Source organism: Streptomyces bungoensis, from assembly GCF_001514215.1.
In the GTDB taxonomy this organism is placed as follows: domain Bacteria; phylum Actinomycetota; class Actinomycetes; order Streptomycetales; family Streptomycetaceae; genus Streptomyces; species Streptomyces bungoensis.
Window position 1 is genome coordinate 898,184 of sequence record NZ_KQ948851.1, and the last position, 12,984, is coordinate 911,167.

Here is a 12,984-nt window from a genome sequence, read left to right on the forward strand (position 1 = left end):
GGGGAGCCCGCGAGGAATCAGCCGGGTGGTGAGCCGGCCAGGAACCAGCCGGGCGGGGAGCCCGCGAGGAATCAGCCCGGTGGTGAGCCGGCCAGGAACCAGCCCGGCGGCGAACCCGCGAGGAACCAGCCCGGCGGCGAACCCGCCAAGAACCAGCCCGGCGGTGACGCCGTTGGCGAACCCGCCGGCGAGCCCTCCGAGGAGCATCCGCGACCACCGGCCCGCCCCCACCCCGACCACCCCTCCCCAGGCCCCGTCAGGCGCACGGATCCGCCCGGCCCCGCACAACGCCCGGACAGCCCGGGCCCAGCAGAAGGAGACTCATGAACACCGCCGAACTCACCGAGCTCGGGCAGCAGTTGCGTGTGGACAGTGTGCGGGCCGCGGCCGCGGCGGAGTCGGGGCATCCGACCTCCTCGATGTCCGCCGCCGACCTGCTGGGCGTACTGCTCGCGAACCACCTACGGTACGACTTCGAGCGCCCCGATCACCCCGCCAACGACCGCTTCGTGCTCTCCAAGGGCCACGCCTCCCCGCTGCTGTACGCCGCCTACAAGGCCGCCGGCGTCATCGAGGACGGCGAGCTGCTCACCTTCCGCAAGCTCGGCAGCCGTCTGGAGGGGCACCCCACGCCGCGCCGGCTGCCGTGGGTGGAGACGGCCACCGGCTCCCTCGGCCAGGGCCTGCCGGTCGGCGTCGGCATCGCTCTCGCGGGCAAGCGGCTGGACCGCGACGACTACCGGGTCTGGGTGCTGTGCGGCGACAGCGAACTCGCCGAGGGCTCCGTCTGGGAGGCCGCCGAGCACGCCGGGTACGAGCACCTGGACAACCTGGTCGTGATCGTGGACGTCAACCGCCTCGGCCAGCGCGGCCCGACCCGGCACGGCCACGACCTCGGCGCCTACGCCCGCCGCTTCCAGGCGTTCGACTGGCACACCATCGAGATCGACGGCCACGACGTCGACGCCGTCGACCGGGCCTACGGCGAGGCGCTGTCGACCACCGGCCAGCCCACGGTGATCCTCGCCCGCACCCTCAAGGGCAAGGGCGTCGCCGCCGTCGAGGACCGCGAGGGCCAGCACGGCAAGCCGCTGCCCGCGGCCGAGGACGCCATCGCGGAGCTGGGCGGCCCGCGCGACCTGCACGTGCGGGTCAGCGAGCCGCTCGCCGCCGCGACGCCCCGCTCGATCACCACCGGGTCCCTGGAGCTCCCGCGCTTCGACCAGGGCGACGAGGCCGCCACCCGGGACGCCTTCGGCAAGGCGCTCGCCGCGCTCGGCTCCGCCCGCGGCGACGTCGTGGCCCTCGACGGCGAGGTCGGCGACTCCACCCGTACCGAGGAGTTCGGCAAGGCGCACCCCGACCGGTTCTTCGAGTGCTACATCGCCGAGCAGCAGCTCGTCGCCACGGCCGTCGGCATGGCCACCCGCGGCTGGGTCCCGTACGCCTCCACGTTCGCCGCCTTCCTCACCCGCGCCCACGACTTCGTGCGCATGGCCTCGATCAGCGGCTCCGGGATCAACCTGGTCGGCTCGCACGCGGGCGTCGCCATCGGCCAGGACGGGCCCTCGCAGATGGGCCTGGAGGACCTGGCGATGTTCCGCTCCGTGTACGGCTCCACGGTGCTGTACCCGTGCGACGCCAACCAGACCGCCCGCCTGGTGGCGGCGATGGCGGGCCTGGACGGCATCCGTTACCTGCGCACCTCCCGCGGCAAGATGCCCGTGGTGTACGGGCCCGACGAGGAGTTCCCGGTCGGCGGCAGCAAGGTGCTGCGCTCCAGCGAGGAGGACCGGCTGACCGTCGTCGCCGCCGGGGTCACCGTGCACGAGGCGCTGGCCGCCGCCGACCGGCTCGCGCAGGACGGCATCCGCGTCCGGGTCGTGGACCTCTACTCGGTCAAGCCCGTCGACGTGGAGACGCTGCGCCGGGCCGCCGAGGAGACCGGCTGCCTGATCACCGTGGAGGACCACCACCCGGAGGGCGGCCTCGGCGACGCCGTCCTGGAGGCCTTCACCGACGGCCGCCCCGTGCCCCGCCTGGTGCGGCTCGCGGTGCGCACCATGCCGGGCTCGGCCGCGCCCGACGAGCAGCTGCACGCGGCCGGCATCGACGCCGTCAGCATCGCCGCCGCGGCGAAGCTGCTGGTCGAGGAGGCGGTCGTGCGATGAGCACCGGCCCGGACGACGGGACGCGGACGATACGCGCGGGCCACCGCACGGTGCGGATCCGGCGGCCCGGGAAGGTGCTCTTCCCGGGCACGGCGGACACCGAGGAGTACACCAAGGGCGACCTCGCCGACTACTACAGGCGCGTCGCCCCGTACCTGCTGCCGCACCTGCGGGGCCGGCCGCTGATGCTGGAGCGCCACCCGGACGGCCTGGACGGCCCCCGCTTCATGCAGAAGAACACCCCGGAGCACTACCCGGACTGGATCACCCGGGCCGAGGTCCCCAAGGAGGGCGGCACGGTGACGCACGTCGTCTGCGACGACACCGCCACCCTCCTCCACCTGGCCGACCAGGCCTGCCTCACCCTGCACCGCTGGCTCTCCCGCACCGACCGGGCCGGCGGCCTGCACCACCCCGACCGGCTCGTGTTCGACCTGGACCCGCCCGGCGACGACGACTTCGCCGCCGTCCGTGAGGCCGCCCGCAGGCTCCGCGAGCTGCTGGACGAGCTGGGCCTGCCCTGTGCGCCGATGACCACCGGCTCGCGCGGCCTCCACCTGGTCGTCCCGCTGAGCGGCCGGCAGAACTTCGACGAGGTGCGCCGGTTCGCCCACGAGGTCGCCGAGTTCGCCGAGGCCGCCCACCCGGACCGGCTCACCACCGCCGTCCGCAAGGCCGAGCGCGGCGACCGCCTCTACCTCGACGTGCAGCGCAACGCCTACGCCCAGACCGCCGTCGCCCCCTACACCGTCCGCGCCCTGCCCGGCGCCCCGGTCGCCACGCCCCTGAGCTGGGAGCAGCTGGACGACCCCGGCCTCGACGCCCGCCGCTGGAGCCTCGCCGACGCCGCCGACCAGGCCCGCACCGACCCGTGGGCGGCTCTGCCGGCCCGGGGCCGTCCGCTCGGTCCCGCCCGGCGCCGGCTCGCGGACCTGCGGGGCTGAACGGGCCGTTCTCCCTGGTCAGGCGCGCTCGATCCATGGATTCGATGACCCGTGCCCTCAGGAAGGTTTGGCCCAGGCACCAGCGGCCACCCGCAGGAAGAGGTGGCCATGTCGAACACAAGAAACACATCCCAGTCACAAGATTCACCGGACGACCAGGACCCGCAGGAGACGGACGACAGCACACGACAGGACGCGGCGGAGGAGCGCCGGCCGACCCCCATGGAGGTGCTGCGCCAGGCGCGCAGCCAGCTCGCCGAACTCACCGGCCTCAACCCGGAATCGGTGTCCTCCTTCGAGCAGACCGAGGACGGGTGGTCCCTCGAGATGGAGGTCCTCGAACTGCCGAGGGTGCCGGACACGATGAGTCTGATGGCCAGCTACCAGGTCGAACTCGACCGGCGGGGCGATCTCACCGGCTACCGCCGTGTGCGCCGTTACGAGCGCGGACGCTCCGACGCGCGCAGGTCCGGCTAGACAGCCCGGCCCGCGTACCGCGTCAGGGAACACACATCGCGCAACCAACCACTTACGAGGAGGAACGGCCGGCATGACCGTTGTACCGGCACAGCAGACCGGAGGCGGAGGCGGCAGCAGCGGCCTCTACGACGTACTCGAGCTGGTTCTCGACAGGGGGCTCGTCATCGATGCCTTCGTGCGTGTCTCTCTGGTGGGCATCGAGATCCTGAAGATCGACGTCCGGGTCGTGGTGGCCAGCGTCGACACCTACCTGCGCTTCGCCGAGGCCTGCAACCGCCTCGACCTGGAGGCGGGGCCGCGCAAGAGCCCGGGCCTGCCCGACCTGGTCGGCGAGATCACCGAGTCCGGTGCCCACGGCAAGTCCAAGGGCGCGCTGTCGGGCGCGGCGGAGACGATATCCGACGCGTTCAAGCAGGGCCGCGGTGAGTCCGAGGGCGAGGGCCAGTCCCGGCCGCGGGCCCGCAAGACCACCACGCGCACCCGCCGGAAGGAGGAGCAGGAGTGAGCACCTACGTCTACGGGATCACCGCCCGCTCGCACCCGGCCCTCCCGGAGGGCATGACGGGTGTCGGCGAGCCGCCGCTGCCCGTGCGCATCCTCACCGCCGGCGAGCTGGCCGCCGTGGTCAGCGACTCTCCCGAGGGGCTGCGGCCCAAGCGCCGCGACCTGCTCGCGCACCAGAACGTGCTCGCCGAGGCGGGTGCGGGAGGCTGCGTGCTGCCCATGCGGTTCGGCAGTGTCGCGGACGACGACGCCGCCGTCACGCAGGTGCTCACCGAGCGGGCGGAGCACTACCAGGAGCGGCTGCGCGAGCTCGACGGCAAGGTCGAGTACAACGTCAAGGCCACCCATGTCGAGGACGCCGTCCTGCACCAGGTGATGGCCGAGAACGCCGAGCTGCGCTCCCTCGCCGAGGCCAACCGGCGCTCTGGCGGCGGCAACTACGACGACAAGATCCGCCTGGGCGAGATGGTCGCGCACGCCGTCAAGAACAAGGAGGCCGAGGACGCCGCCGAGGTGCACGGCGCACTGGCGCCGGCCGCCGCCGCGGTGAGCGTGGGCCCGGAGTCCACCGGCTGGCTGGTCAACGTCTCGTTCCTGGTCGACCGGGACACGGCCGAGCACTTCCTGGCCGCCGTCGAGCAGGTACGCGCCGGCCACCCCCATCTCGACCTGCGCGTCAACGGCCCGCTGCCGCCGTACAGCTTCGTCGAGCCCGGCCCCGCCGAGCCCGCGGGCAGCACGGCCGGCGCCGGCACGGGCGCGCAGTAGCGGGTACGGCCCGGACGGCAAGGAGGACACCGTGGGACTGATCAGCGAAGTGCTGCTGCTGCCGTTCGCCCCGGTGCGGGCGAGCGGCTGGGCGGTCAGACAGGTGCTCCGCGAAGCGGAGCGGATCTACTACGACCCCGCCACCGTACGGGCCGAACTCGCCCGCCTCGAGGAGCAGTTGGAGGCGGGCGAGATCACCGAGGAGGAGTTCGACCGGCGCGAGGACGAACTGCTCGACCGGCTGGAGACCGCCCTCGGCTCCGGCACATCCACAGGCAACGGGACGGGATCATGAACCGAACGGCACTCGGCCTCGCAGTAGGGGCCGGATACCTGCTGGGACGCACCAAGAAGCTGAAAATGGCCGTCGCGGTCGGCTCCCTGGTGGCCGGCAAGAAGCTGAACCTCACGCCGAAGGCACTCGCGGGCATGGTGCAGCAGCAGCTGCGCGACAACCCGCAGTTCAAGGAGATCGGCGATCAGCTGCGCGGCGAGCTGCGGGGCGTCGGCAAGGCCGCCTCCGGGGCCATGGTCGAGCGGCAGATGTCCGCCCTCGCCGACCGGCTGCACAGCCGTACCAACCGGGTGCGCGACCAGCTGTCCGGCGACTCCGGGGAAGCCGAGGGCTCCGATGAGGAGTACGGCGACGAGGAGCCGCGCGACGAGGAGGAGCGGGAGGACGGTGACCGCGAGGACACCGGCCGGGAGGCCCGTGACGAGGAGCCGCCGCGCAAGAAGGCGGCCAAGAAGGCGGTGCCGAAGAAGGCTCCGGCCAAGAAGGCCGCGGCGAAGGCCCCGGCGAAGAAGGCCGCGGCCCGGAAGACCGGCGCGGCCGGCCGGCCGGCCGCGAAGAGGACCGGTGCGGCCGGCGGCACGCGCGGCGGCCGTTCCGGGCAGCCGAAGGGCGGCGATGACCGATGACCGAGACCCTCGGGTCCGCGACCTCCGCGGCCGGCCGGGCCACGGGCGCGGCGAAGCAGAACCCGCTGACCGACCTCGCCCACAGCGAGGCCGCCGACCGGCTGAAGGCGGAGGCCCAGGAGTACATGGCGGCGCAGGCCACGCGCCTGCTGTCCGGGCTCGGCCGCAAGCTCGGCCAGACCACCGGCAAGCTCAACGACATAGCCGAGGGCAACAGCCCCGGCTTCGCGAAAATGGCCCTCGAAGGCGGCCGCAAGCTCGCCGAGGGCAAGGGGCCGATGCGCTCCGCGCTGGAAGTCGGCGCCTCCGGCCTCAAGGACAAAGTGATGGGCGCGGTGAAGGGCCTCGGGGGCGGCAAGAAGAAGGGGAAGGGCCGCGGCGGGAACAAGCCCACCGTGATCATGGAGTCCATCGACGTCGGGGTGCCGCTGCGCACCGCCTACGACCAGTGGACGCAGTACCAGGACTTCAGCACCTTCGCCAAGGGTGTCAAGAGCGCCAGCCGCGCCGACGACACCCACTCCGACTGGCAGGCGAAGATCTTCTGGTCCAGCCGCAGCTGGAAGGCGACCACCACCGAGCAGGTCCCCGACCAGCGCATCCAGTGGACGTCCGAGGGCGCCAAGGGCACCGTGAAGGGCGTCGTCACCTTCCACTCGCTGGGGGACAACCTCACCCGGGTCCTGCTCGTCCTGGAGTACTACCCGAGCGGCTTGTTCGAGAAGACCGGCAACATCTGGCGCGCCCAGGGCCGCCGGGTCCGGCTCGACCTGAAGCACTTCTCCCGCTTCATCACCTTCAAGGGGGAGGCGGAGGACGGCTGGCGCGGCGAGATCCGCGACAGCGAGGTCGTCAAGAGCCACGACGACGCGGTCGCCGAGGAGGAAGAGGCCAAGGAGCGCGAGGAGGGCGAGGAGCCCGAGGAGGGCGAAGAGGCCGAAGCTCGCGAGGGCGAGGAGGCCGAGGAAGGCGAAGAGGCCGAGGAGGGCGAAGAGGCCGAGGCACGCGAGGGGGAGCAGCCCGAGGAGGGCGAGGAACCCGAGGAGGGCGAAGAGGGTTCCGAGGAGTACGAGGCCGAGGAGGAGGGCCCCTACGACGAGGAGGAGTCCGAGGAGTCCGAGGAGCCCGAGGGCGAGTACGAGGAAGAGGGAGAAGAAGAGGAAGAGGAGCCGGAAGAGTACGCGGGAGAGGAAGAGCAGCCTGAGGAAGAGGAGTACGACGAGGAAGAGGAGCCCGAGCCCGCCGGGCGCGGGGGTCGTCGATGACGTCACCCGGTGGCTTCCCACAGCCCTCCGGCAGCCGCTTCCCCGAGCCCTACGGCCAGGGAAGCGGTGCCAACCTCGCCGACATCCTCGAGCGGGTACTCGACAAGGGCATCGTGATCGCGGGCGACATCCGGATCAACCTGCTCGACATCGAGCTCCTCACCATCAAGCTGCGGCTCATCGTCGCCTCGGTCGACAAGGCCAAGGAGATGGGCATTGACTGGTGGGAGACCGATCCCGCCCTCTCCTCCCGTGCCCGCCGTGACGAGCTGACGCGTGAGAACGCCGAGCTCCGCGAGCGGCTGGCCCGGCTGGAGGAGCTGGAAGGCGGCCGTGTGCCGAAGGAGGCCCCATGACCGGACTGCGCTACGTCTACGCCGTCTGCCGTCCCTTCCGTGCGCCCCTGCAGGTCCAGCTGACCGGCATCGGGGGCGCGCCGCCCGCTGTGCTCCAGCACCACGGGCTGGTGGCGGTCGTCAGCACGGTGCCCGAGGGCGAGTTCAGCGAGGACGCGCTCCGGGCGCGCCTGGAGGACATCGACTGGCTGGCCACGACCGCCCGGGCCCACCAGGGCGTGATCGACGCGCTCACCACCGTCACCACGCCCCTCCCGCTCCGGCTGGCCACGGTCTTCCGTGACGACAGCGGGGTGCGCTCCATGATCGAGGCCCGCGAGGACGACTTCCGGCGCGCCCTGGACCGGCTGGAGGGCCGGGTCGAGTGGGGCGTCAAGGTGTACGTGGAGAGCGAGCCCGCCCGGCCCGCGGCCGCCGCCCCGGCCCGCGCCGCCAGCGGGCGGGACTACCTGCGCCGGCGGCGCGAGAGCACGCACGCGCAGGACGAGCTGTGGCAGCGGGCGGAGACCTTCGCGCAGAGCCTGCACGAGCGGCTCTCCGGGCGGGCCGAGGCGTGCCGGCTGCACCCGCCGCAGAACGCCGCGCTGTCCCGGGCGACGGGCCGGAACGTGCTCAACGCGGCCTACCTGGTGCGGCGGGCGGACTCCGAGGAGTTCGTGGAGACGGTGGACCGTACGAAGGACGAGGCGCCCGGGATACGGGTGGAACTGACCGGCCCCTGGGCCGCCTACTCGTTCACCCAGGAGTTCGCCGGGAACGCCACCGGTGCGGGGGAGGGGCTGTGACCGTCGTCGAACGCCGGGAGATCGCGCTGGTGGACCTGCTGGACCGGCTGCTGGCCGGCGGCGTGGTGATCACCGGCGACATCACGCTGCGGATCGCGGACGTCGACCTGGTCCGGATCGACCTCAACGCGCTGATCAGCTCGGTGAACGAACAGGTCCCCTCGCCCTTCGAGCTGCTGCCCGCGGCCCGGGCACCCAGGGAGGAACCCGCATGAGCGCGCCCAAGCGGCTCGATCTCGAACCCGACACCGTCGAGCGCGACCTCGTCAAACTCGTGCTGACCGTGGTGGAGCTGCTGCGCCAGCTGATGGAACGGCAGGCGGTGCGCCGCTTCGACACCGGCGAGCTGACCGAGGAGCAGGAGGAGCGGATCGGGCTCACCCTGATGCTCCTGGAGGACCGGATGGCCGAGCTCAGGGACCGCTACGGCCTGCGGCCCGAGGACCTGAACCTGGACCTCGGGCCGCTGGGACCGCTGCTTCCCCGCGAGTGAGCGGGCGCCTCGGGGCTCAGGCCTCTTCCGGGGTCTTGCGGCACAGGATCTCCCCGTGCAGGACGGCGAACCAGCCGTCCGGCTGCCGGCCCCACTCCCGCCACGCCTCCGAGACGGCCCGCAGCCGCTCGGGCGTCGCGTGCCCGCCCTCGGTGGCCCGCGCGGCGTAGGCGGAGGCGAGGGTGCGGTCCGCCCACAGGCCGCTCCACCAGGCCCGTTCCTCCGCCGTGGCGAAGGTCCAGGTGCTCGAGGTGGCCGTCACCTCGGTCAGCCCGGCGGCCAGCGCCCAGGACCTCAGCCGGCGCCCGGCGTCGGGCTCGCCGCCGTTGCCGCGGGCGACGCTCTCGTACAGGTCCAGCCAGTCGTCCAGGCCCGGCGACGCCGGGTACCAGGTCATCGCCGCGTAGTCCGCGTCGCGCACCGCGACGAACCCGCCCGGCCTGGTCACCCGGCGCATCTCGCGCAGGGCCTGCACCGGGTCGCCGACGTGCTGCAGCACCTGGTGGGCGTGCACCACGCAGAACGTGTCGTCCGGGTAGTCCAGGGCGTGGACGTCGGCGACCGCGAAGTCGACGTTGCCCAGGCCCCGTTCCGCGGCCGTCCGCCGGGCCTGCTCCAGGATCCCCGGGGCGTGGTCGACGCCGGTGACCCGGCCGTCCGGGACCCGTTCCGCCAGGTCGGCGGTGATGGTGCCCGGACCGCAGCCGATGTCCAGGATCCGCATGTGGGGCTTCAGCGAACCGAGCAGGTACGCCGCGGAGTTGGCGGCGGTCCGCCAGGTGTGCGACCGCAGCACCGACTCGTGGTGCCCGTGCGTGTAGACGGCGGTCTCCTGCGCTTTCGGCATGGCTGTGCCCCTTCTCGTCGTACCGGCTCGCGGAGCCCTGCGGCTCCTTCCGCGGTACGCCGAACGGTACGCCCGTACGCCGAATGATGAGATCGCCGTATTGCTATGCGGACTGACGAGGCGTCAGCCCACGGTCAGAAGGGCTTGCGCACCGGGCGGTAGACCGTCAGGGCCGCCGGCAGCTTCTCCACCGTCACGTCGCCCGAGACCGGCACGACCTCGCCGTCGTACGCCAGCGGCGTGCCCGGCTCCACACCGGTCAGCCGCAGCCGTGTCAGCTGCACCGCGGCGTGCGCCGGCGAGCGGGTCAGCGGGCCGGCCACGGCGGCGGCGAGCAGCCGCAGCGCCGGCCGGCGGCTGCCGTGCACCACCCGCACGTCCAGCAGACCGTCCGCCAGGTCCTTGCGGCGGCCCGGCGCCAGCCCCATCCGGTGGTAGATCCCGTTGCCGACGAACAGCAGCCACAGCGGCCGCTGCTCGCCCCCCACCTGCACCTCCAGCGGATGCCGGTCCGCGCGCAGCACGCGCAGCGCGCCGAGCACCCCGGCCGGCCAGCCGCCGATCCGGTGCGACCAGTGCTCCCGCTCGCGCACCAGCTCCGGGTACACGCCGAGGCTGAAGGTGTTGAGGAACAGCCCCTCCGCACCGCCCGCCCGGAACCGGCCCACGTCCACCCGGACCGCCTCCCCGTGCCGCACGGCCCACGCCAGATCGCGGTCGTCCTCGATCCCGAGGTCGAGGGCGAAGTGGTTCAGCGTGCCGCCGGGCAGCACCGCGAGCGGCAGGTCGTGCCGCAGGGCGAGCGCCGCCGCCGCGTTCACCGTCCCGTCGCCCCCGCACACGCCGAGCACCCGGGCCCGGGCCGCCGCCTTGGCCAGCTCGTCGGCGACGTCCTGCGGCTCGCACTCGACGATGTCCGCGTGCGGCAGCGCCGTCCGCAGCGCGCCGACCCGGTCCGACGTCCCCGACGCCCGGTTCGCCACCACCACCAGGCCTTCGCCCTGCTCCAGCGCCGGCGCCTCGACCCGCGGCCGGGCAGGCGGCAGCGCCCCCGCCCGGGTCGGCACCAGCCGCCGTACCAGGAAGGCGGCCCCCGCGCCCAGCGCCGCGCCCGCCAGCACGTCGCTCGGGAAGTGCACCCCCGTGTACACCCGGGACGCCGCCACCGAGAACGCCACCGGCGCCACCGCCGCTCCCCAGGCGGGGGACTCCAGCGCCACACCCGTCGCGAAGGCGGCGGCCGAAGCGGCGTGCCCGGACGGGAACGAGGTGGTGATCGGCTGCCGCTTGAGCTGCCGCACCAGCGGCACCGGGTCCAGCACGGGCCGCGCCCGGCGCACCGACCACTTGCCGAGCGTGTTGATGGTCAGCGAGGCCAGGCCCAGGGAGGCGACACCGCGCAGGGCCGCCCGGCGGGAGCGCGGGGTCCTGGCCACCGCCATCGCGCCGGCCGCGGCGAACCACAGCATCCCGTGGTTCGCGCTGCGGCTCAGCCCCGGCAGCACCCGCTCGGCGCCGGGCCAGTGCCGGGTGGCGGCCGCCTCGAACAGCCGGGTGTCGGCGGCGAGCAGCCGCCGCAGGGCGCGCCGGCCGGTCTTCGGGACGGCGGTCAGGTCGACGTCAGCGTTCATGAGGTGCGGTTACCCGCAAGCCGCCGTTTGTTGTGCCCCCCCGTGGGCCGACCGACCGAACCGCCGCGGCAGGATCCCCCGGATGTGCCCGCCCGGGCCCCGCGGATATGCGTTTGCCCCGGCCGCCGGGTGGCCCACAGAATGCCTCCCCATGGGACATCTGGAAGCCGCGCACCTCGAGTACCACCTACCGGACGGCAGGACGCTGCTCGGCGATGTCTCCTTCCGGGTCGGCGAGGGCGCCACCGTCGCCCTGGTCGGACCCAACGGCGCCGGCAAGACCACCCTGCTCCGGCTGATCTCCGGCGAGCTGAAACCGCACGGCGGCACGGTCACCGTCAGCGGCGGCCTCGGCGTGATGCGCCAGTTCGTGGGCTCCGTACGGGACGAGTCGACCGTACGCGACCTGCTCGTGTCCGTCGCCCCGCCCCGCATCCGCGCGGCCGCCGAGGCGGTCGACCGGGCCGAGCACGCCATCATGACCGTCGACGACGAGAAGGCCCAGCTCGCCTATGCCCAGGCCCTGGCCGACTGGGCCGAGGCGCGCGGCTACGAGGCCGAGACCCTGTGGGACATGTGCACCACCGCCGCGCTGGGCGTCCCCTACGAGCGGGCCCAGTGGCGGCAGGTGCGCACCTTGTCCGGGGGCGAGCAGAAGCGCCTCGTCCTGGAGGCGCTGCTGCGCGGCACCGACGAGGTGCTGCTGCTCGACGAGCCGGACAACTACCTGGACGTCCCCGGCAAGCGCTGGCTGGAGCAGCAGCTGAAGGAGACCCGCAAGACGGTCCTGTTCGTCTCCCACGACCGCGAGCTCCTCGCCCGCGCCGCCGAGAAGATCGTCTCCGTGGAGCCCGGCCCGGCGGGCGCGGACGCCTGGGTGCACGGCGGCGGCTTCGCGACCTACCACGAGGCGCGCCGCGAGCGCTTCGCCCGGTTCGAGGAGCTGCGCCGCCGCTGGGACGAGAAGCACGCCCAGCTCAGGAAGCTCGTGATCAACCTCCGCCAGGCCGCCGCCGTCAGCCACGAGATGGCCTCCCGCTACCAGGCCGCCCAGACCAGGCTGCGCAAGTTCGAGGAGGCCGGACCGCCGCCCGAGCCGCCGCGCGAGCAGGACATCACCATGCGCCTGAAGGGCGGCCGTACCGGGGTGCGCGCCATCACCTGCGCGGGTCTGGAGCTGACCGGCCTGATGAAACCGTTCGACCTGGAGGTCTTCTACGGCGAACGGGTCGCCGTGCTCGGCTCCAACGGCTCCGGCAAGTCGCACTTCCTGCGGCTGCTGGCCGGTGGGGAGGTGGCGCACACGGGGGAGTGGAAGCTCGGCGCGCGCGTCGTGCCCGGCCACTTCGCGCAGACCCACGCCCACCCCGAACTCGCCGGCCGCACCCTGCTGGACATCCTGTGGAAGGAGCACGCCCAGGACCGGGGCGCGGCCATGTCCCGGCTGCGCCGCTACGAGCTGACCGGCCAGGCGGAGCAGTCCTTCGACCGGCTCTCCGGCGGTCAGCAGGCCCGTTTCCAGATCCTGCTGCTGGAACTGGAGGGTGTCACCGCCCTGCTGCTGGACGAGCCCACCGACAACCTCGACCTGGAGTCCGCCGAGGCCCTCCAGGAGGGGCTGGAGGCGTTCGAGGGCACCGTGCTCGCGGTCACCCACGACCGCTGGTTCGCCCGCTCCTTCGACCGCTACCTGGTCTTCGGCAGCGACGGCCGCGTCCGCGAGACCCCGGAGCCCGTCTGGGACGAACGCCGGGTGGAACGGGCGCGGTAGCCGCACGCGGAGGCCCCGGGCCCCCGATGTTCGTACAGTGGACTCAAG

Annotated in this window: 16 protein-coding genes; 13 read left to right on the plus strand and 3 right to left on the minus strand. The window is 73.3% G+C overall.

Annotated elements, in window-relative coordinates:
* A partial coding sequence (locus tag AQJ66_RS40580) for a hypothetical protein (RefSeq protein ID WP_208611269.1) occupies window positions 1-207 on the minus strand: 207 nt, incomplete at its 3' end.
* A gap of 116 nt (window positions 208-323) precedes the next feature.
* On the opposite strand from AQJ66_RS40580, the gene AQJ66_RS03715 reads away from it, so the two are divergent.
* The 12 genes from AQJ66_RS03715 to AQJ66_RS03770 all read left to right on the plus strand — a co-directional run bounded on the left by AQJ66_RS03715 (window position 324) and on the right by AQJ66_RS03770 (window position 8,687).
* Window positions 324-2,171 carry a transketolase gene (locus AQJ66_RS03715; protein ID WP_061916220.1) on the plus strand — a complete coding sequence of 616 codons (1,848 nt, stop codon included), beginning with the start codon at window positions 324-326 and terminating at the stop codon, window positions 2,169-2,171.
* The gene (gene ligD / locus AQJ66_RS03720) at window positions 2,168-3,115 is read left to right on the plus strand and encodes a non-homologous end-joining DNA ligase (RefSeq protein ID WP_061916223.1); all 948 of its coding nucleotides are present in this window, start codon (window positions 2,168-2,170) and stop codon (window positions 3,113-3,115) included. The genes AQJ66_RS03715 and ligD overlap by 4 nt, the downstream gene beginning before the upstream one ends.
* Before the next feature lie 108 nt (window positions 3,116-3,223).
* Window positions 3,224-3,592 (plus strand): gas vesicle protein GvpO, encoded by a 369-nt coding sequence (locus AQJ66_RS03725; RefSeq protein WP_079060044.1) that lies wholly within the window; start codon window positions 3,224-3,226, stop codon window positions 3,590-3,592.
* Between the two features lie 73 nt (window positions 3,593-3,665).
* Window positions 3,666-4,100, plus strand: a complete 435-nt coding sequence (locus AQJ66_RS03730) for a gas vesicle structural protein GvpA (RefSeq protein WP_061916229.1) — start codon at window positions 3,666-3,668, stop codon at window positions 4,098-4,100.
* Complete coding sequence (locus AQJ66_RS03735; protein WP_061916232.1) at window positions 4,097-4,867, plus strand: GvpL/GvpF family gas vesicle protein; 771 nt, start codon at window positions 4,097-4,099, stop codon at window positions 4,865-4,867. Before AQJ66_RS03730 ends, AQJ66_RS03735 begins: the two co-directional genes overlap by 4 nt.
* Window positions 4,868-4,898: 31 nt before the next feature.
* Window positions 4,899-5,162, plus strand: a complete 264-nt coding sequence (locus AQJ66_RS03740) for a gas vesicle protein GvpG (RefSeq protein WP_061916235.1) — start codon at window positions 4,899-4,901, stop codon at window positions 5,160-5,162.
* Window positions 5,159-5,788 (plus strand): hypothetical protein, encoded by a 630-nt coding sequence (locus AQJ66_RS03745; protein WP_061916238.1) that lies wholly within the window; start codon window positions 5,159-5,161, stop codon window positions 5,786-5,788. Before AQJ66_RS03740 ends, AQJ66_RS03745 begins: the two co-directional genes overlap by 4 nt.
* Window positions 5,785-7,053: an SRPBCC family protein gene (locus AQJ66_RS03750; protein ID WP_061916241.1), complete on the plus strand. Its 1,269-nt coding sequence runs from the start codon at window positions 5,785-5,787 to the stop codon at window positions 7,051-7,053. Before AQJ66_RS03745 ends, AQJ66_RS03750 begins: the two co-directional genes overlap by 4 nt.
* The gene (locus tag AQJ66_RS03755) at window positions 7,050-7,409 is read left to right on the plus strand and encodes a gas vesicle protein (RefSeq protein ID WP_061916244.1); all 360 of its coding nucleotides are present in this window, start codon (window positions 7,050-7,052) and stop codon (window positions 7,407-7,409) included. Before AQJ66_RS03750 ends, AQJ66_RS03755 begins: the two co-directional genes overlap by 4 nt.
* A complete protein-coding gene (locus AQJ66_RS03760; protein ID WP_061916247.1) occupies window positions 7,406-8,194 on the plus strand; it encodes a GvpL/GvpF family gas vesicle protein in 789 nt (262 codons plus the stop codon). Before AQJ66_RS03755 ends, AQJ66_RS03760 begins: the two co-directional genes overlap by 4 nt.
* Entirely contained in the window at window positions 8,191-8,409 is a 219-nt protein-coding gene (locus AQJ66_RS03765; protein WP_061916250.1) for a gas vesicle protein, read from the plus strand. The genes AQJ66_RS03760 and AQJ66_RS03765 overlap by 4 nt, the downstream gene beginning before the upstream one ends.
* Window positions 8,406-8,687, plus strand: a complete 282-nt coding sequence (locus tag AQJ66_RS03770; RefSeq protein WP_061916253.1) for a gas vesicle protein K — start codon at window positions 8,406-8,408, stop codon at window positions 8,685-8,687. Before AQJ66_RS03765 ends, AQJ66_RS03770 begins: the two co-directional genes overlap by 4 nt.
* Window positions 8,688-8,703: 16 nt before the next feature.
* On the opposite strand, the gene AQJ66_RS03775 is transcribed toward AQJ66_RS03770, so the two are convergent.
* Together AQJ66_RS03775 and AQJ66_RS03780 are read right to left on the minus strand one after the other, a co-directional pair.
* Window positions 8,704-9,534, minus strand: a complete 831-nt coding sequence (locus tag AQJ66_RS03775; protein ID WP_061916256.1) for a class I SAM-dependent methyltransferase — start codon at window positions 9,532-9,534, stop codon at window positions 8,704-8,706.
* 134 nt (window positions 9,535-9,668) lie between these two features.
* On the minus strand, window positions 9,669-11,165 hold the full coding sequence (locus AQJ66_RS03780) for a bifunctional phosphatase PAP2/diacylglycerol kinase family protein (protein WP_061916259.1): 1,497 nt from the start codon (window positions 11,163-11,165) through the stop codon (window positions 9,669-9,671).
* Between the two features lie 151 nt (window positions 11,166-11,316).
* Here AQJ66_RS03780 and AQJ66_RS03785 point away from each other — a divergent pair, with 151 nt between their 5' ends.
* Window positions 11,317-12,936, plus strand: a complete 1,620-nt coding sequence (locus AQJ66_RS03785; protein WP_061916262.1) for an ABC-F family ATP-binding cassette domain-containing protein — start codon at window positions 11,317-11,319, stop codon at window positions 12,934-12,936.
* Window positions 12,937-12,984 lie beyond the last annotated feature (48 nt).